Source organism: Nostoc sp. JL34, assembly GCF_017114945.1.
Classification (GTDB): domain Bacteria; phylum Cyanobacteriota; class Cyanobacteriia; order Cyanobacteriales; family Nostocaceae; genus Nostoc.
This window is the reverse complement of record NZ_JABXKQ010000147.1, coordinates 13,905-33,725: the sequence shown is the minus strand read 5'-3', so window position 1 is coordinate 33,725 and position 19,821 is coordinate 13,905. Positions and strand designations below refer to the sequence as shown.

Below are 19,821 nucleotides of genomic sequence, written 5' to 3'. Positions count from 1 at the left end.
GTTCAGCTTTAGAGCCTGTTTAGTTCTTTTGTTCTAACAAAGTTGACATGCTCCCTCCGCGAATATATCTATCATCGCATGGATGCAATTTGGAGCGATCGCATCGTATGCAGATAACCTTTGCCACAACACCGATCAATTTGGCTAATCTGCACTTGTATTTAGGGAATAACAACAGATCGAAGGAAAAGAAACAGATGAACGCTACAATTTATCAGAAAAGCAAAGAATAGTTAAGTTCAGAGTGCTTTCATGACGGCTGATTTGACATCTACAGCGACATTTGACTTTGTGGCCGTGCTATCCCAGGCTGCGGCTGCGTATCGAGGACAGAGAGGCACACGCCCTAGTGCTGAAATATTAATCACTGCGTTGCTACAAGCAGAAAAAGCTGCCAAGCGGCAACGGTTGACTTATCCGTTTGAGTCTCTTCTAGGTAAATGGCAACTTTGCTTTGTCACTGGCACTAAAAAAGTCAGAGAGGGCGGGGGAATTGTATTAGGCAAGGGTTTGTATGTACCCAAGTTTATAGCAATCCATGTTTCCTTTAATGCCACATCAGAAGAGGATTCAGGCAGAGGCGAAATTGGTAATCAGGTTAAATTTAACCCAGTTTTGTTGAAGCTCACGGGGCCAGTGCAATATTTAAGTAAGAAAAATTTATTGGCGTTTGACTTTAACTATATGGTTATCAGTCTGTTTGGTCGTGCTGTTTACAACAGAGCAATCCGTTCTGGTAAACTTCAAACAGAAGATTTTTACAACCAGCCCATAGCTAAACTACCCTTCTTTGCCTTCTTTTTAGTGACGGAAGATTTCATTGCGGCTCGCGGTCGTGGAGGAGGATTGGCATTTTGGATTCGAGAAACTTAAAAAAACTTTCAGAAAATTAGGCAGTCTTATTGGAAGCGGGGAGGATTTGACTTGTTTCTTTCATTCCACGAAAAGTTACCATTGATTGAGCTTATAAAGTTTACCTGATTTGGTCTTTTATCTTGCCTTGTCAGAAAAGTATGTGCTACTCTTGGTAATTGTGTGGTTGAGGACGTATAGCTCAGTTGGTTAGAGCGCTACGTTGACATCGTAGAGGTCACTGGTTCGAATCCAGTTACGTCCATTTACAAGTGTACAGTGACAAATAATTAGTTAATGTACAACAACAGAAAACCAGCGATCGCATCCTGGCAACTTCATCAAGAATATCAGCAGCAATTGTCTTTAGAGAAATTCGCACAGCAGACGATTGCTACACAAGCTGTAATTAAGGAAACGGGTTTTGGTTCCTACTTCCGAAGCTATGTTTTGAAAGCTGTCACAAGGGAAATGGCGATCGCTAGCGATAGTTTAGACTGGGGCGCACCTGTGCAATTCATAGACTTTGGGGCATACATCATCAAACGAGTAAAATCGGTGTTTATTCTTGCTGACGGCACAGCACTAACCTACACAAGTCGCTGTGCAATTATGGATTCTATCCTCAATTCTAATCCGTTAGGAGAATTAACAATTGATGTACCTGAATCAGTAATTAATCCATACGTTACAGTGATTTGTATTGATATTGATTCTTGAATAATTAATGTAAAATCTGTAACAGTACAGCACAGCGTTCGCCCTTTATTTCTCCATTCAAGCGAACGCGAGTAGCGTCTCGTAGAGAGGAAAACAGGGTGCGATCGCTCCTTTGTGTTTTTTGCCAAAGTTCTATTCTCAAGTTGCTTATTTTTATAGATATTAAGTATTAATCGGAAATCTTAGGTTAAAACCCTTACTATTTCGTCTCTTTACGACTTAACGCAAAAAGTCCGATTCTTTGATAGGTAGCCGTCGGCTGTCTATAACTCTCTCTTAATAATGATTATTATTCTGATAAAAATGAATATTTAATTTTCTGAAAGTCTTATTTGATTGCGGACAGGTGTGCATTCTACCCTTATCCTGCCTCGTCAATATTTAATGCGTTTACCTTTAAGATAAATTGGGATTGAGTAGAAATGAAAACAGACATAAATTCAATAATTATGTCTAAACATTTAGCCTGAAAGACTTGATTTTTCTAGCTTAATCATCAAATTTAATATAGTTTTTAACAGTTGATTAGCTATTTATACCAATTCTTTATCAAGACCCATAGAAAAAACCCACCATCTCTAAATCTCCCCTTACTAAGGGGAGGTTGGGAGGGGTTAAAATAATGTACAGCTTCACAGAAAATTGATATTAGCTAATAACCTAACTTTAATCAATATTTCTAGTTAATGTCAGTATATTTTATTGATCCACTCAGTTTATATTATTGCCTGCATGAGGCTCAATAGAGAATTTTACCAAAGACTTATATCTCAAGATAAGGTCTAAATAGTTTAATTGTGAAGCTGGAATCTGAGGGACTATTACAAATAAGCGAAAGCAGTTAGTTTTGATAGCATTCATTGTCAGCAGATTTAATTTATATCAGTTATTTAATTGATTTGATTGAACTAACATAGATAAACTTCAATTTAAAGTTGATAAATAATTAGGGGTGAAGTATGGAATAAGCTCAACATAAACTTCGTCTGTTAAAACCCGTAGTTTTTCTGCATCTTTTTTAAGCTTAATTATGCCAATGTTCAAACGTCCTCCTGCCTCCCAGCCCACTAAAACTGTTAATAATCAGCTTTCATCCATTCATGGGTTAAAAGTCTTGTATGAACCAAAGTCAGTACGCTCTCTAGCTTCCAATGCAGCAATGATTCTAATCAGTGCTGCATTGCTAAGTTGGTCTTTCCGCTTCATGAAAGCTCAATTAACAACTGTAAATAGCGTTGATGCAGTTATGAACGGTATGCTGACGGACATACGAACACAACAAGAAGGTGTGATTTCAAAAGTTACAGCCAAAACTGGTCAGTCTATAAACTCTGAGGAGTTGTTATTTGTTATAGAAAATCAACGCGCTAGCCAACTTCAAGCTCAAGAAATTTCTAGTCGCCTGAATCAACAAGAAGCAGAGTTAAGACAGGCTCAAGAACGTTTGGCGCATAAACTGTCACTTCTGAATATAGTAAATCGAGATGCTGTAAACCAGGAGAGGTTGGCAGTCTTGGAGAATCAGCAAAACCAAAAGCAATTGCTGTCCGATCTTAAGGGTACAAAGTCGCGTTATCAACTTGCACAATTAAACTATAAACGAGCAAAGCTTTTAAAGTCAGAAGGAGCGATCGCAGAAGCCAGCTTTGATACAGCAGAGATCGAACTCAAACAGCGTGAAAGTGAAGTAGAAAGCCTGCAAGCTAAACTTGCAGCCTTACAGGTTAATCAGGATGCTGTTCGTAATGGCTTATCATTATCTAGAACAAGGAGTAACTACGACCCAAGCATTCGTTTAGTAGAATTGCAATTGCAAATTGCTGAAGACCAGCAAGGAATTGAAACCTTGAAAAAAACGGTTCAAGGAACTAAAGCAGAGTTTGGTCAGGCAAAGAAAGACTTACAACACAAGCAGGTTGCAACAATCAAATCGCCCGAATCTGGAGTAATGTGGCGGCTGACTGCCCAACCTGGTAAGTTTGTGCAACAAGGAGAATCGCTAGGGCAAATTGCGGTCTGTAATCAACGATGGGTAGATGCTTGGGTGGACGAGCAGAAGGTGCAATCACTAAAAGTTGGAACTCCAGCCGAGATTAAGCTCAATGGTACAGCGTCATCCGTTACCCTGACAGGAAAAATCTCGGTCATCCGTTCGGGGATCGGGCGATTATCTGCTGGAGAAGACACTGTTGTAGCAATGATGCCAAACTTACCACGACATACGCAAGTGCATATTACATTAGATACGGAAGATACGGAACCTAGTTCTTCCTCATCCGAGAATATGCATAATGGCAATCTTTGTTACATCGGTTACACAGGGCGAGTGATATTCAAGGTGCGATCTACCAGTTTTTTTGCGGGCTTCTAATTTGCACGAGTTGCCGATAATTATACTTATTTCCCCATTCTAATATACTTCTTAAAGGTTTTTTACCTCTGCGTTCTCAAGGAATTTTGAGTTTTTACTACTGTTATAACAATGACGAAAACCGATCCTCAAAAAGTCTTTGATTCATGGGTTTGGACACTGTTTATCATCAGTGCCATTGTATTTGTATCAATAGGATTTATTAGTACTTGGACAAGCGGCGGGCCGACGCTTTTTCCAACCTACGAAGTCAATCCAAGTATTACTCGATTATTGCCAACTGTATTACAAATCCCATCCATTGAGTGGGAGTTATCATTTCCTCTTGTTGCTGTTCTTCTAATTTGTGTTTATCTGCGATTTATTCCATCTACAAATAGTAGCCGCTTTGTCATGAAATTAATCCTATTATTTCTGGCAACACGCTACTTTATCTGGCGAACAGTTGCCACCTTAAATTTGTCCCATCCAGCTAGTGTAGTTTTTTCTTTAACAATTTATATTTTAGAAGTAATTTCCTTTGTTTCTTGCTGTTTATATACACTGCAAACTATTTGGTCAACCTCCAAAGTCCGAAGTTCAGAGGCGAATCAATATTCTCAAGCTGTTCTTTCTGCCCAATATCTTCCCTCCGTTGATGTGCTGATTCCTACTTATAATGAACCAGACTATATTGTTCGCCGAACTGTTATGGGCTGTCAGTCAATGGAGTATCTCAACAAAACTATTTATATTTTGGATGATACTCGCCGCCCTCACATTAAAGCACTGGCAGAGGAATTGGGATGTGAATACATCACTCGCCCAGACAATATCCATGCAAAGGCTGGTAACTTAAATAATGCGTTGAAGTATATTGGCGGTGAATTGATTGTACCTATTGATGCAGACTTTGTGCCATTCAAAAACTTTTTGACTCGAACGGTTGGATTTTTTCAAAATCCAGAAATTTCTCTTGTCCAGACTCCACAATACTTTTACAATCCTGACTATCATGCTCGTAATTTAGGGTTAGAAAATTTTTTACCTAATGATTTAGAGCATTTCTACGGTTTACAGCAATCAAATCGAGATGTGGGCAATAGTGTGATTTGCTGTGGTAGTTCTTATGTTGTTCGACGAAGTTCTCTCGATGCCATTGGAGGTTATTATACTCGATGCTGCGTTGAAGACTTTCAAACATCTTTGCGAATGTTGACGCAGGGTTTTCGGCTAATTTTTCTCAATGAAGTTCTTAGTACAGGAGAATCAACTCGAACCTATACAGATTTTATCGATCAGCGACTTCGCTGGTTACAAGGCAATTTTCAGGTTTACTTTTGTGGCGATGATATTCCGATTTGGTCAAAACTAAACTGGATTCAAAAAAGCTACAGTATATCGCAACTTCTTTATTGCTTTCAATCAGTTTTTCGATCTGTTTTTATATTAGCACCTCTGTGCAGTGCCTACCTTGGAATTTCACCCTTTATTGCCACCCTGCCTGAAATTCTCTACTACTTTATGCCATTCTGGTTATTGCATATTGTAATTTATGGTTGGGCATCAAATTACCGAGTTTCTTACTTTTGGAACGAAGTATACGAAACAATCTTTTGTTTTCCAGCACTCAAGCGATTGGGTCTTATTATCCGCAATCCCTTTGCCAAAGCAAGTCGGGCTACTCGTAAAGGGGTCAAGGCAGATCGAAAAAATTACAATTTCAATCATACATTACCACTGATTATTCTTTTAGCATTGTCGGTATTGATTATTGGACTACATCTTGTTGGGGTACAACTTGGAGTTTGGTTAACTTTGGATGAAAGTTCAGGTGTATTAATATTCTGGCTTTTCTATAATGCTCTATTTATGGGAGTAGCTATTCTATCAGCTATCGATCAGCCAATTCGGCGGACAATGGATCGTTTTCCTTTAAAAACAGCTTGTAAGATTACAGCCAAAGATAAAGTTTTTTTGGGCTACACTCAAAACCTTTCTGAAAGTGGAACTAGAGTTGTATTGATTACGCCAGATGTCGCCCTCAATACATCGATTGTCGAGGTGACATTTTTAGAGTATGGCTTTTCCATACAGGCGGAGATTGTTCGTTGTTTTGTCAAGAAGAATAAGTTCGGCATCGCCATGCAATTTGTCCAGCTTGAAAATGAGCAACAGCGTAAATTGGTTGAGGTGCTGTATACCGAAATGACTTGGTGGAAACAGCGCAAGAAGCCTGGAACTTTAGACTCGTTCCTGGCAATGATAGCCTCCACAATTCAAGCAAGACCACTTCTCAATTGGTATGACTGAACAATCATCAGCCTATAAGCTTAATTTTTGAGTCAATTTTTGCATAAGGATAGATCAGCATAAAGCTGGTAATTAGTTGAATAAAACAACTGTTTAACAATGTTTAAATTTGGGCGATACTTACTCTTGATATTGGGCTTAAGTATACTTTGGGCAAATCAGAGTCCAATTTTAACAGAAACACTTACTCCTTTATCCTTTATGCAAGCCAACCAACTCAGATTGTCAGAGCAAATTGATCGAATCCGTACAGGAAATATTGTTATCCAGATTGTTAATTCTAAGGAAAAGCCAGTCTCCGGTGTAGAAGTCAAACTTGAGCAGGTTACACATGAATTTGAGTTTGGCACAGCACTCAGTACTGAAATGTTTGCTCCAGACGCTAATCCCCATGACCAAGCTCACTATTTTAATCTTTCTAGGCAACTTTTCAATGGCACTGTGCATGAAAACGCTCTTAAGTGGTATGCAACTGAACCACAATGGGGACACGTCAATTATGCAGATGCGGATCGAATTTTAAGCTGGAGCGAAGCCCATTCTCTACCATTGCGCGGACATGCACTTTTTTGGGATGTGGAGGAATGGAACCAGCCTTGGCTCAAATCTCTCTCTAAGCAAGAACTGCAACTTGCTGTTGAACGGCGAGCAACAGAAATTTGCGATCGCTATAGAGGGCGAATTCGTGAATATGATGTTTTAAATGAGATGCTACACGGTGATTTTTTTAGACAGCGCTTAGGAGAAAATATTGTCAAAACAATGTTTGAGCGATGCCATGCTGCCGATCCGAACGCAGTGCTATATGTTAATGATTACGACATCCTGAATGGTAGAAGATTGAATGACTATGTTCAACAGATTCGTTCATTACTAGCGCAAGGAGTCCCAGTTGGAGGGATTGGGATTCAGGCACACATTTTAAGAGAAAATATCACACCAGCACAGATCCAATACAGTCTAGATACCTTAGCACAATTCAATTTACCGATTAAGATCACAGAATTTTCTACACTTGCCAATACTGAGCAGGAACAAGCAAAAATTCTGCTCAATCTGTATCAAATCGCTTTTTCTCACCCAAAGGTTAAGGGAATTCTAATGTGGGGATTCTGGGAGAAGGCTCATTGGGTACCTCAAGCAGCTATTTTTGACAGAAACTTCCAACCAAAACTGGCTGCAAAAGTCTATCAAGAGCTAATTTTCCACCAATGGTGGACTCGAGCAAGTGGGATCACCAATCAGAATGGTCAATTCTCAACCCGTGCTTTCTTTGGACACTACCGGATAACGGTAAAAGGGTGGAACTGGAGTAAAACTAGCTCATTCTCATTTCAATCCCAAATGAATCAATCCAAAGTTTGGCGTTGCAGAATAGAAATATGAATTAGGGCGATCGCATAATTCATATTTTGATTCAGCAACGCCCAAAATTCTAACTCTCCCTTATCCTCCCCACTCCTCACTCATAAATTTTGGTCGAGTACTAGGCTAGGATCTTACTACTACAAGTCCTTTGATAACCCATGAATGGATCAAACCGATTAGGTAAGGAATCCTTGCCAACATCTCAGCAAGCAGAACATTCTCACCATCACGATACAGACCACGAACATACAGATCATACTCATGGGACTGGAGAGTTAGCTCATCCTCACGTCCATAGTGAAGAGTCTTTACGGCGAATTGTCAATCGATTATCGCGTATAGAAGGACATGTTCGTGGTATTAAGGCAATGGTACAGCAAAGTACCCCTTGTCCTGATGTTCTACTGCAAATTGCCGCAGTGCGCGGCGCATTAGATAAGGTAGCGCGAATTGTTTTAGATGAACATTTAACTGAGTGTATTGGTAGAGCCGCACAAGAGGGTAATATTGACGTTGAAATTAAACAGTTAAAAGCTGCTTTAGATCGATTTTTACCTTAAGAATTGAAAAAGAAAAAATTAACTCGCACTACAAGACATTTTGTAGAGATGCGACATTTGCTGTACTGACTCAACCAGAAGGTCATTTACGCCAAAATTAACACAAGTATTTTACGTGGATTAAAAAGGGAACGTTTGGGAATTACCAATCTTGCCAAGCAAGCATTGAAAAAGCGATGCCTATAGCAGCAAGCTATGCGTAATTTTGCCTTTTAAAAATCCACAAATTTTCTGCTTTACTCAACTTGTAATTCAAAATTATATCAACAGAGACTTGAAATATATCCTATAAAAATGACTTTAGAAAAGTATAATTTTAACTATTATTTAAATGTCAATATAAATAAACCTTTAATTCTTTTCTTGCACGGCTTCATGGGAAATATTAATGAATTTGATGAAGCCATAGAATTACTAAGTGAAGATTTTTCTTATCTCACCATTGACTTACCAGGACATGGTAAAACCCAAGTTTTAGGAAGTGATGAATACTATAAAATAGAACCTACCGCTCAAGCAATAATCAACTTATTAGATAAATTAAAAATAGATAAATGCCATTTAATTGCTTATTCAATGGGCGGAAGATTGGCTTTATACTTAACTCTACATTTCCCAGAACGCTTTATTAAAGTTGTATTAGAATCAGCTTCTCCAGGTTTAGCAACAGAAGCAGAACGATTAGAACGAGTTAAACGTGATGCTCAAATAGCTATAAAATTAAATAGAAGTATTATTCAAACTGATTTTGCTGCTTTTTTATCGAATTGGTATAGTCAGCCAATTTTTGGTTATATCAAAAATCATCCAAAATTTGAAAAGTTGCTAGAATACCGCTTACAGAATCATCTAATTGAATTAACAAAATCACTCAAATTCATGGGAACTGGTAATCAACCATCTTTATGGGAAAAACTCAAAGATAATACAACGCCTTTACTGTTACTAGCTGGTGAAAATGACAAAAAATTTAGAGATATAAATACAGAAATAGTTAATATATGTAAAATTGCAGAACTAAAAATAATTAGTAATACTGCACATAATGTTCACTTTGAAAATCCTGTACAATTTGTGCAAAATATCAGAGAGTTTTTCAAAAATTAGCCAAAGAAGTTTACAGCTTCTTTGGCTGTTTACCTGATGGCTGAATCTGGGGAGTTGGAGTTAAGTTTACTGTTGGTGGTTGCTTTGCTGCGCTTAATTCCTCTTGCAACATTTTTTGGTAGACCTTAGGCAAAGAGTTACTAACAGAATTAGTTTCTATACCATATCCCAGACTTGTCCAAGTGGGAGAGAGTCGCCGCAAAACATCATTTAACTTTCCCTGACGCAAGAGTTGAGAAATATCAGTTCCCCAAACTTTAGAATCATTTAACCAACGGTAAACTACTACATCTTGATATTCTGCTTCAAAACTATAAGCAGTCCAAAACATCATCTGCATCGGCTTTGGGTGATAACGCGGGGCTAAACGATACCAAGTAATGTTGATAATTTGATATCTGCCAGCAGCAGTAGAACAATTACCCGTGTTGGGGCCTGTGACAATTGTGATGCATATCTCAGGATGTCGGCTGAGGTCGTTGACTTGCTGTCCACCGTACAACAGCGAATAGGGACGGTTCCCACTAGCCTCACTCGCCGAGATAGTTCGCATTAAGGCGCGGATATAGGGGTCGCCCTGTTTCATCACCAAAGGCGGCTGTTTATTTTCAAAGATGGGATCAGAAGGCGATCGCAAGTCTCCAATATACCATTGCAACAAATACACAAAGCCGAGAAGCGCGGCTATTGGCCCAATCAGTTTTTCAACACCTTTGAATTCAAAGCCTTTCAGAGTCCGACTCCTTCAAATTTGCTCTTTATGCTAACAAAAATCATCGACGAACTTATTCCAGTAAAGTTCACACCTGATTGTTAGTTATTATTCCCCATTTGCTCATTTTTTTAGGAATTAAAAAAATGAGCATAAATAAGTTGGTAATAATAATACCTCACCAATGGCTTATGATGTTCGGGCTTTGCAGTATCTCTATGGAGCCAAGGACAATAACTCTAGCAATACAACCTATAGTTTTAGTCAGGTATATGCCTATAATCTTGGTGATCAGTTTTTTTGATATCTTGGAATTCTCTAGTTATATCAAGTCCGGTTAATTACTTATGATTACCGCATCCGTGCAAAAATCAGAAAAACCTCTTTCTCCCCTGCCCCCTGCTCCCTGCCCCCTGCGGTCTAAATGATAAGTCTTTACCCGAACATGATATTATAGTCTGTCTAATCTCTCAACCAGTATTTTTGGTAGCGATTTGAAGGTTACTCTGAGTTCATACAGTTCCATTACTGTTAAGAACTACTATCGAAGTAACAGCTTCATGAAGTTTCAGGTGGGTAACAGCTACTATCGTTACATCTCTAATAGCTGGCAGCTTGCTTAATTAAGATTGCGATCGCATTTTCTGTTGTTGGGGATAATGGGGTGTATAAACAGACAAGCGATCGCTTGTCTGTTGTGAATGAGAAAGCGATCGCTTTCGGGAATAAAATCAAGGGGCGGTCAATTTAGATGAGACCAGCTAATTGACAAAGTGCTTAGGCATAACCAGCCGTAGGCATCGCTTTTCCATTAAAATTATCAACCGATATTTTGGAGATGGGAATAAGATGCAGAAGCCATATAATCCTGTAGGATATCAGCACTGTTGAAATAGCTCTTTAAAGCTTTTCGAGGCTGCTTCAGGTTTGGCAACAATTTCGACAATTTTATTGCCTGCATCTGCTTCAAACAGCGCCTCAACAGCAACTTGGGCGACTTTCTGCCTGGGGATGCTACCGTCAAACAGTGTATCTGCACTCTGCATTATGATCGCGTCGAGGTTATCTTCATTCTTTAACCCCCCAGGCCGCACAATTGTATAAGTAAGACCACTTTTCTGGATATACTCTTCGGCTTGTTTTTTCCACAACAAGATCAGCCAAAACAAATTTAGCGGATGGAAAAGCTGCGAAGTACACAAAGAAGAAACAAAGACAAAATGCTCAATTCCCTTTGCCTTAGCAGCATCCACTAAATTTTTAGTCCCTTCAAAATCCACTTTATAAGGGCCAGTGGGGTCAAAGCTTGGTTTGGCCCCAGTCGCAACCAACACAACTGTGCTATCTCCCAATGCACCAGCCAGACTTTCTGGTTGTAATACATCGCCTACCACTAATTCGGCTTCAGGAGACAGAATACCCCTAGCTTTCTCTATATCCCTCACCAGAGCTATGACAGGAATATTCCGCGCTATCAATTCTTGCACAATCCGGCGACCTGTTTCACCCGTTGCCCCTGCTACAAATGCTTTCATGAGAAATGCTATCCTGGGAAGCTATTGTGTGCTTGTTCAATTCTTTATTTTAGTAATTCTATGGAGTTGATGGCAGATTAATGAGGTTTCAGTCAAAATGGGATCTGAATGCGAAATCACCCAGGCATGTGGGGAACTATTAATATAGACGAACGCCAAAGTATACAGTAATGCATTTATGCTTTCAAGAAAAAGCGAATATAAATCCTGGGAAATAACAGAAGCAGTTTTACCTGTAGTGTCCAGCCAAGAAGAAGCTAAGGACACATTAACAGAAATAAATGTAGCGACGCTCACAAAATTTTACGGTCGTTATCAAGATTTTATGGAAATGGCTGCCCCTGTAGAGAAGGTTGCTGAGTATCTCAATGCTCATGCCTCATGGTTTTCGCGCTGCGCTGAACCCATGAAGGTACAATCACTTGGGGAAAATGGCTATGCTTTAACAATTGGTCGTTTTGGTTCTTTTGGTTATGAAGTAGAACCGAAAATTGGTTTGGAATTGTTGCCCCCAGAGGAGGGTATTTACCGCATCCGTACAATCCCCATTCCTGACTACCAGCCACCTGGTTATGACGTAGACTATCGGGCATCTCTACAGCTAAAAGGGAACGATACTTGCAGTAGTATTGGCGAGGTTACAAGAGTTGAGTGGGAATTGGATTTGATAGTTTATCTTCACTTTCCCCGTTTTATTCAGCGATTACCCAAGTCTATAGTTCAATCTACAGGCGATCGCTTACTTAATCAAATCGTCCGCCAAGTCTCCCGCCGCTTAACTCGCAAAGTTCAGGAAGATTTTCATAAATCTTTGGATATACCTTTTGATGCCAATTCCAAGAAAAAGCGCTGAACCAAAGGAGTCAGAATTCACTTATCAGGAGTCAATCTCAAGTAACCATTATGACTCCTGATATTATGTTCGGTAAATTACCTTTTATTCTCGAAAAACCCACTCCGCGAAAGCTGTGCTTTGTCTCCTCTCCCTGTTTGCAGCTATCCATTACCCAGATTTTTATTAACAAGCAGAGCAAAATACTTAAAATCAGACCAAAACCTTTGATAAGTGACAGACTTGAACTAAAGTTCAAGGCAGGGAGAGGTTCGTCGAACTTACGTTTGATTAGGTAGTCAACAGACTAATCACGAGCTTGTCGCGTTACCAAACCACCAACAAACGCCCCTAAGATAGTTCCTGTCCATAATCCTGTTGTACTACCTTGCCATATTGCTCCTGGTGTCATCCAAGCGTTGCACATCTCCTTTAAACCCCAAGGTTGGTTTTGGCACTTTTGGCTATGCAGCATCATGGTAATTTGTCCACTGGTATAAGCACCAAAAAAACCTGATGACAGCGCCAAAAAAGTGCAAATTAAAATTCTATTTTTTGTCATTAGTCATTAGTCATTTCTTCCTCATTTTCATGCCCAATTTTCAATGCCCCATACCCAATCAACCTGTATTTCTCATCCCGGCTGCAATCCCATTAATAGTTAATAATGCTCCTCGTAGTAACTCGCCTTTGCTGTAACGAGAATGAATTACTCCAGAAGTAGCAGTAGTATTTTGGGACTGCCGTAAACGTTTGAGTAGTGAAACTTGGATAAATCCCAAGGGGACAATTGTGCCATTGCGTAACTGCACAGATCGTTGCAATACAGGATCGCCATCTAAGAGTCGATTATGATCGGTGATTTTTAACACCAGATCCCTTGTAAGATAGAACTCGCTAGCAATTTGGTCAAAAACCTTGGCAAAACGAAGTTGATCTTCTGGTTTTGAGAGTTCTTGAACGTAGTGGTGTGCCATTTGCATATCTACTTTTGCCAAAGTCATCTCGGCCTTAGAAATCACCATCTTGAAAAAGGGCCACTTAACGTAAAAGTAGCGTAGCAATTTCAAGTGTTCTTCTGGTTCTTCGTTCAAGAATTCTTGTAATGCTGTGCCAACGCCATACCACGAAGGAAGTAAAAAGCGAGTTTGCGTCCAGCTAAATACCCAAGGAATAGCTCGCAGACTGCTTAAATCTTTTTTACCAGATGGACGGCGTGCGGGGCGGGAACTAATTTGTAGCTGGCTAATTTCTTCAATGGGAGTTACTTCGTGGAAGAAATCAACAAAATCAGGCTGTTCGTAGATTAAAGCACGATAATGTTGACGCGATCGCGCTGCTAATTCTTCCATAATCTCATTCCAGGGTTCAATATCATCAAACCCTGTCCGCAGCAGGCTAGCTTGAATCACAGCAGTGGTGATGGTTTCCATGTGGTACAAAGCCAAGTCCAACAAGGAATATTTGGAAGCCAAAACTTCTCCTTGTTCGGTAATCTTGATTCGCCCATTGATACTATGACCTGGTTGAGCCAAAATAGCCTCGTAAGCTGGGCCGCCACCCCGTCCCACAGAACCGCCACGTCCGTGGAAAATCCGCAAATTTAGATCATAGTTTTCTGCTATTTCTTGCAGTGATTTTTGAGCTTTATGAATTTCCCAGTTGCTACTTAAAAAACCAGAGTCTTTGTTGCTGTCAGAATACCCCAGCATTACTTCTTGCAAGTTAGGGGGGAGGGGGGAGGGCAAGGAAGAGGCAGGGGAGGATGAATTTTCATCGCCATCCTCTGCTTTTGTATGTTCGTAGCCGCCGGCTAACAAAGCCCGATATAACGGGAGTTCAAACAGTTTTCGCATGACGCTTCTGGAGCGTTGTAAGTCTTCTACTGTTTCAAATAGGGGGACAACTTGAATAGTTCCGACAGCAATGGCGGGGTCAAAAAGTCTGGCTTCTTTGGCTAACAGTAGTACTTCTAGCACATCGCTCACATCGCGGCACATGCTGATAATGTAAGTTTGGCAGATGTTAAGACCAAATTCTTGTTGCAGCGATCGCACGACGCGAAAGGTTTCAATGACATCGTTGGTTTTTTCAGAAAATGGTAATTCTGCTGGAATTAATGGCCTCCGGGTTTGCAGTTCTCCTGTGAGCCAAGCAACTCTTTGCTCCTCAGACAGTTCGTTGTAAGGTTGAGGTAATATTTGTAGGTATTCCAGGATCTCATTGAGCGCATCGGCGTGGCGGGATGATTCTTGGCGAATATCTAGCTGTGTCAAGTTAAAGCCAAAAATTTCTGCCTGACAGATGAGATTTTCTAATTCTCGACAGCTTAAACCTGTTTCTGTCAAGTTGCGCTGAATCATCCGCAGTTCTGCTAAAAAATCGGCTCCCGAAAGATAGAGGGGGCTGTCTTGATTTTTTGGCGTTTCCCGATTATACAAAGCTAAATTGCGATCGCGAGTATTTTCCAGCCGTTTTAGCACGTAAGCCAGTTTCAGCCGATAGGGTTCTTGTCGATAACGCAGCGCCAGTGCGTCGTAGACTTCGCTCAACTGAGACTGATCCAATTCTAGAGATTCCAGTAAATCTGGTAAGACATCACTCCAGTGCATCGACACACTCAACAATTCAATCAGATTTTTCACTGACTGAATATATCTCCCCAGCACCATTTTGCGCTGATAGCAAGCTGTCTGCCAAGTAATTTCAGGTGTGACTGATGGGTTCCCATCTCTGTCTGAGCCTACCCAGGAGCCAAAAGAGCAAAAGTTTTTACTTGGTGGTTCAAGCCAAGGAAAGGTATTGGATAGGGTATGTTTGAAACGTTTATACAGTTGCGGAATCCCATCAAATAAAACTTCTTGGAAGTAGTGCAGGGCATAATCTACTTCATCTAGCACCGTGGGTTTGAACTGGTGAAGTTCGTCTGTACGCCACCAGAGGCGAATCTCTTCGAGCAATTGTTCGCGGACATCTACTGCTTCCCAAGGATATGCTCCTGGTGTAGTACCAGAGTGGTTTTCCAAGGCATCCAGTTTTTGCAAAAGTTGTACTACTTGTCGCTGCTTATCCCGGATGGTATGACGAACAATTTCCGTCGGGTGTGCTGTGAAGACTAAGCGTACATCCAGATGTGTAATTAGACGTTGAATTTGCTGGGGTGGTACGTTCAGTTTGAATAAATAGGGAAACAAGGCAGCAAAAGTACCTTTTGGCTTGACTTGCGCTTTTTCTAGATAACTTTTTCTCAGAAAGTCTGCTGCTATTCCCTTGCTAACAGGCGCGTCATCTTCTCTTTGATTGGAGGAATAGTTGACATTAGATGGTGTTTGCGGCTCTATTTCATCTGTTTCTGCCTCATAGCGACTCAATTGCTGTCGTTGTTCGTATTCCTGCTCTATGATGTTAATCAGCTGAAAATACAGAGCGAAAGCACGAGCGGCACGAATTGCTTCGTTGATATTTAGTTGTTCAATTAATTTGACGGCTGAGGATGCTTGGTCATTTGTTGCTTGTCCTTCTGGTGAACATAGATCGCGCAACTGACGCAATAAGTCTACCATATTTTGACCACATTCTTGCCGGAGAACTGACTCCCACAATTCTTCCACTACCTGGAGACGATGACGCAAAAATAATTCCGACACCGGGTATATATCCGCAGTTTGAGACGAAGAGTATAAAAGGGAACCCATATTCTCTATTTTTGTAAAGCTAATTACTGTTTACGGTTTTAGGTTTTGCACTTAATGCTTACCGGGTTGTTCCTGAGCAAATAATTATTTGGTGTATATCTTCTCATCTTGATTGATTTCGTGTTCATCTGGGAAGTCTAGATTGGGTAGGCGATCGCCTCGAAATAATTCTTCACTGGCTTCTCCTATAGCTTCTAGTGCTCTTACTGTAGTTTTTCCGGTGATCAGCAGCAGTAATATAGACGCTGTACCCATTTGTAAAAGGAAAGACTGGGGAATGGTAAATAAATCCAGATTGGATGCGGGTTTAGGTGAAGACTGTTGGTTGGTAGGAGGCATTGCTAATTCTTGGTTACGGTAATTATGAGTAAAAAGAGTCAGAAGTTAGGAGTTAAGATAACTCCAACGATCAAGGGATGGAGTTGAAATGGGATAAGCTTATTGTTTGTTTCGCCCATCAGGGGCGTTACGCAAGTCCAGCTTAAAAGGACAAGTCATCAGCCAGTCATATAGAATTATTTCTGACTTCTAGCTCCTAACTTCTGATTTCTGACTCCCTATTAGTAAAATAAACGCAAAACTCAACATTAGTCAGACTTGCAACCTATACAAGACTATCTTGGCCGATTTTGTGAGCTACGAAGGTAACAAAATTGTTAAAAAAAACCGTCAGAGTGTGATAGACCTATGGTTCTAGTTTACAAGTGCAGGCACTATCCCCCAACAATCGCTTCCTGTAAAGTTAACTGAGCATGAAAACAGTATTACCAGATCGCCAGCAATCCTTAGTGCAATGGGTAAGCCAAGCAACAGGGATCAACACTTTCGGGGTGAAAGTCCGGTTGCGGGGAAATGATCTTCATATTCTTTGTGAAGGTACAGAATGTCCGCAGCGTTGGCGTACTTTGTCTGATTTGCTGCAAGCACTACAGCAAACAAACTTAGATATCCTCACAAGCAGCGAACAAACCTCAATATATCAAGTATTTGTCTATGGCCGAAGAAAAGGGGAACAGCGCCCCTCATGGTGCCATCGGGTTCACTTGAATCAAATAGATAAGCATCTGGATCAGGTACAGCAAGCGCTGCTAGCAGACTCGGAAAAATCAAAACAATCGGGTGGGGCGCTAATTGTCTCTAACGAGAGTTTGGCACGCCAAGGCAACCCAGAGGCGATCGCTCGATATCTCAGCGAAACTCTGAGTACGCTAGGTGTATCAGTACAGGCAAAGATTAAGCTACATAAGCCAAAGAACTCTCAGCCAGAAGAAAATCGCCTGTGGATATTTTGCCAGTCGAGCTATAGCCCTGATGCATCGTTACTTGCTGAACCGATAGCACAGAAGTTGCGTTATCTCAAGCTTTCTGGCTACCAAGATGCAGTAATTGTTTCCCAGGTGAGCGGTGAAACTGCCCCTGATTGGCTGCTGCGGGTGGATTTGACACCACCAGAGGTGATGCTTAAAGAGTGGGCGCGTTGGGGAGATGTCCAAGCGATCGCTCGATTATTAACCGAGGTATTATCAGGGTTAAAAGTTGCTGTCCAAGTTTCTCTGAAAGAATCAACGCTACATATCTTTTGTACCCCAGCTTTTGATCCTTTAGGAACTGCCCCCATTCCAGACAAGGTAGTGTGCTTAGAGGCGATTTTACCCCAGCTAGAAGCGATCGCCCCTCAAGGCATTCTCGCCGCCACCGTCTACGGACAAAAAGCAGGCGATAAGCAACCAACTTGGATTGATTGGCTGGCTTTACCCGCTGCAAAACATCCCGCCTTTGCCACATCACCGCTAGATTTGGCCAATACTGGCGATGAACCAGCGATCGTATTTTTACTGGAGCGCTTACTCAATCCTGACTTGGATTGGCGGCTATTGACAGGTGGAATTCGCGTACTCCTACTGAACAAAAATGATTTATTGCACATTATGTGTGATGCACCTGTTTGTCCGGCGCGACAACAAGTAGCAAGTAAAATTACGCAGTTTATCCGCCAGTTAAAAATTCCCGGTATTATGGGAGTACGTGTCTACGGTCGCCGTGCTGGGAATAAAGAACCTTTTTGGCATTATGGCCTTGATGTTGAGCATCGCCAACGTTTAGTGCCAGAAGCAACCCCAGAATTTGCTGCTACTTCTAAATACGTTAACGATTTAGTAACCTCTGAGACTAGTGAGCCAATTTTGCGCCCAGACTTAACGACAGAAGAAGTTCAAAGTTTTGTAAAAGAAGTAGCGCGAGATTGGACAGCAACGGCGAGTTCAACTGCGAGAAAATTCCTGTTGAAAAGCCAGCTATTTACCGAAAGCAACCAGTCAGCGGAACATAACCATGATGTTCAAGGGATTAAGATTGCTCTGGTTTGGGGAACACTGGGATTATTACTCACTCTTCAAACTGACTGGGTACTGGGTCGAATTATTGCACGGACTACGCCCAGTTCGCCAAAAGTCGCTAGTGTAACCCTCCCATCATCTTCTGAGCAAAAGGCATCTTTGACATCTGGGAAAAATCAGAGTGAGAAAACGACATTTTTTACCAGCACTTCTAAAACGAAATCTCCTCCAAATCAGAGTTCTGTATTTAACGCTTCGGAATTTACCCAGAGTGATGATACTCCCAAAAACAATTTGGCAGCCGCACCACTGAAGGAAAAAGCAACTGCAACAGCCATTCTTTTAGCAGCGCGATCGCAGATGCCAAGTTTCAATGTCAGGCAGTTAGACGAGCAACTAGCACTGTATAAACAGCGTTTAGCTAGAACTGGTAGTCCACCAGATGTGTTGATTATTGGCTCCTCTCGCGCTCTCAGGGGAGTAGATCCAGCAGCACTTTCTAAAGCTTTAGCAACTCAAGGCTATCCAAATCTTGACGTGTTTAACTTTGGCATCAACGGTGCTACGGCACAAGTTGTAGACTTTGTGATTCGTCACGTACTGGAACCATCAGAACTGCCCAAAATAATTATCTGGGCAGATGGTGCGCGGGCTTTCAACGGTGGACGCGAGGATATTACCTTTAAATCGCTCGCTGCATCCGTTGGTTATAAGCAAGCATTCCAAAAAACACCAACAACTGCAAGTAGCAATGATTTGCCAGAAAATCCGGTAAATTCAGGAGAAAAAAAGACAAACGAAGAAAAACAGGAGATTAGTACATATCAAGCTGTCAATGACTCGCTAAATCAGGCTCTAGCATCTATTTCTGCTAGCTATAAAAACCGCGACCAAATTAAAGGTTTACTGCAAAAACAATTGCTCACATTTGGTCATAATCAGACAGTTACATCAGAAAAACAGCTAACAGACGGTAGTTCCGATGAGAGTATTTCCCAGCAAGCAGTTGACTTTGATGGCTTTCTACCTTTGTCTATTCGTTTTAATCCCGCTAGATACTATCAAAAACATTCTAGAGTTCCCGGAAATTATGACAACGACTATAAATCTTTCCAAGTAGAAGGACAGCAAGATACTGCTTTTCAAGAAGTGCTTCAGTTTGCCCAGTCTCAGAAAATTTCCTTAGTGTTTGTCAACATGCCTCTGACGGCAGATTATTTAGATCCAGTGCGTAGACAATATGAGCAAGAATTTCAGCAATATATGTTGCGTTTGTCTACTAATCCTAACTTTATTTATCGTGATTTGAGCCAACAGTGGACAAAAGTAAATGACTACTTTTCTGATCCTAGCCACCTCAACCGCTTTGGTGCATACGAAGTCTCGAAAAAGCTAGCTAACGATCCGATGATTCCTTGGCCAGTGAAGTAGGGACTGGGGA

Annotated in this window: 16 protein-coding genes and 1 tRNA gene; 10 read left to right on the top strand and 7 right to left on the bottom strand. The window is 41.0% G+C overall.

Annotation, left to right across the window (positions count from 1 at the left end):
- Positions 1–252 precede the first annotated feature (252 nt).
- The 3 genes from HWQ44_RS27085 (at position 253) to HWQ44_RS27075 (ending at position 1,572) form a co-directional block, all read left to right on the top strand.
- On the top strand, positions 253–873 hold the full coding sequence (locus tag HWQ44_RS27085) for a hypothetical protein (protein WP_292725049.1): 621 nt from the start codon (positions 253–255) through the stop codon (positions 871–873).
- Between the two features lie 170 nt (positions 874–1,043).
- Positions 1,044–1,117, top strand: a tRNA-Val gene (locus tag HWQ44_RS27080).
- 32 nt (positions 1,118–1,149) lie between these two features.
- Positions 1,150–1,572, top strand: a complete 423-nt coding sequence (locus tag HWQ44_RS27075; RefSeq protein WP_292725047.1) for a hypothetical protein — start codon at positions 1,150–1,152, stop codon at positions 1,570–1,572.
- 4 nt (positions 1,573–1,576) lie between these two features.
- Here the strand turns inward: HWQ44_RS27075 and HWQ44_RS27070 are convergent, their stop codons facing one another.
- Positions 1,577–1,714: a hypothetical protein gene (locus HWQ44_RS27070; RefSeq protein WP_292725045.1), complete on the bottom strand. Its 138-nt coding sequence runs from the start codon at positions 1,712–1,714 to the stop codon at positions 1,577–1,579.
- A gap of 894 nt (positions 1,715–2,608) precedes the next feature.
- Here HWQ44_RS27070 and HWQ44_RS27065 point away from each other — a divergent pair.
- The 5 genes from HWQ44_RS27065 to menH all read left to right on the top strand — a co-directional run bounded on the left by HWQ44_RS27065 (position 2,609) and on the right by menH (position 9,270).
- Positions 2,609–3,943 (top strand): HlyD family efflux transporter periplasmic adaptor subunit, encoded by a 1,335-nt coding sequence (locus HWQ44_RS27065; protein ID WP_292725043.1) that lies wholly within the window; start codon positions 2,609–2,611, stop codon positions 3,941–3,943.
- A 111-nt stretch (positions 3,944–4,054) separates the two neighbouring features.
- On the top strand, positions 4,055–6,235 hold the full coding sequence (locus HWQ44_RS27060) for a glycosyltransferase (protein WP_292725042.1): 2,181 nt from the start codon (positions 4,055–4,057) through the stop codon (positions 6,233–6,235).
- A 222-nt stretch (positions 6,236–6,457) separates the two neighbouring features.
- On the top strand, positions 6,458–7,621 hold the full coding sequence (locus HWQ44_RS27055; protein ID WP_292725040.1) for an endo-1,4-beta-xylanase: 1,164 nt from the start codon (positions 6,458–6,460) through the stop codon (positions 7,619–7,621).
- Between the two features lie 140 nt (positions 7,622–7,761).
- Positions 7,762–8,163: a metal-sensing transcriptional repressor gene (locus HWQ44_RS27050; protein ID WP_292725038.1), complete on the top strand. Its 402-nt coding sequence runs from the start codon at positions 7,762–7,764 to the stop codon at positions 8,161–8,163.
- A gap of 294 nt (positions 8,164–8,457) precedes the next feature.
- Positions 8,458–9,270 carry a 2-succinyl-6-hydroxy-2,4-cyclohexadiene-1-carboxylate synthase gene (menH, locus tag HWQ44_RS27045; protein WP_292725036.1) on the top strand — a complete coding sequence of 271 codons (813 nt, stop codon included), beginning with the start codon at positions 8,458–8,460 and terminating at the stop codon, positions 9,268–9,270.
- Positions 9,271–9,280: 10 nt separating this feature from the next.
- On the opposite strand, the gene HWQ44_RS27040 is transcribed toward menH, so the two are convergent.
- From HWQ44_RS27040 to HWQ44_RS27030, 3 genes are all read right to left on the bottom strand, one after another.
- Positions 9,281–9,937: a glycoside hydrolase family protein gene (locus HWQ44_RS27040; RefSeq protein ID WP_292725034.1), complete on the bottom strand. Its 657-nt coding sequence runs from the start codon at positions 9,935–9,937 to the stop codon at positions 9,281–9,283.
- A 645-nt stretch (positions 9,938–10,582) separates the two neighbouring features.
- A complete protein-coding gene (locus HWQ44_RS27035; RefSeq protein ID WP_292725032.1) occupies positions 10,583–10,717 on the bottom strand; it encodes a hypothetical protein in 135 nt (44 codons plus the stop codon).
- A gap of 143 nt (positions 10,718–10,860) precedes the next feature.
- Complete coding sequence (locus tag HWQ44_RS27030) at positions 10,861–11,517, bottom strand: NAD(P)H-binding protein (protein ID WP_292725030.1); 657 nt, start codon at positions 11,515–11,517, stop codon at positions 10,861–10,863.
- Between the two features lie 178 nt (positions 11,518–11,695).
- Between HWQ44_RS27030 and HWQ44_RS27025 the strand changes: the two genes are divergently transcribed.
- The gene (locus tag HWQ44_RS27025; protein WP_292725028.1) at positions 11,696–12,370 is read left to right on the top strand and encodes a DUF1997 domain-containing protein; all 675 of its coding nucleotides are present in this window, start codon (positions 11,696–11,698) and stop codon (positions 12,368–12,370) included.
- A 286-nt stretch (positions 12,371–12,656) separates the two neighbouring features.
- On the opposite strand, the gene HWQ44_RS27020 is transcribed toward HWQ44_RS27025, so the two are convergent.
- From HWQ44_RS27020 to HWQ44_RS27010, 3 genes are all read right to left on the bottom strand, one after another.
- The gene (locus HWQ44_RS27020) at positions 12,657–12,911 is read right to left on the bottom strand and encodes a hypothetical protein (protein WP_292725026.1); all 255 of its coding nucleotides are present in this window, start codon (positions 12,909–12,911) and stop codon (positions 12,657–12,659) included.
- Between the two features lie 58 nt (positions 12,912–12,969).
- On the bottom strand, positions 12,970–16,044 hold the full coding sequence (ppc, locus tag HWQ44_RS27015; protein WP_292725024.1) for a phosphoenolpyruvate carboxylase: 3,075 nt from the start codon (positions 16,042–16,044) through the stop codon (positions 12,970–12,972).
- 84 nt (positions 16,045–16,128) lie between these two features.
- Positions 16,129–16,383 (bottom strand): hypothetical protein, encoded by a 255-nt coding sequence (locus tag HWQ44_RS27010; RefSeq protein ID WP_292725022.1) that lies wholly within the window; start codon positions 16,381–16,383, stop codon positions 16,129–16,131.
- A 413-nt stretch (positions 16,384–16,796) separates the two neighbouring features.
- On the opposite strand from HWQ44_RS27010, the gene HWQ44_RS27005 reads away from it, so the two are divergent.
- Positions 16,797–19,811 (top strand): DUF1574 family protein, encoded by a 3,015-nt coding sequence (locus HWQ44_RS27005; RefSeq protein ID WP_292725020.1) that lies wholly within the window; start codon positions 16,797–16,799, stop codon positions 19,809–19,811.
- The last annotated feature ends 10 nt before the right edge of the window (positions 19,812–19,821 follow it).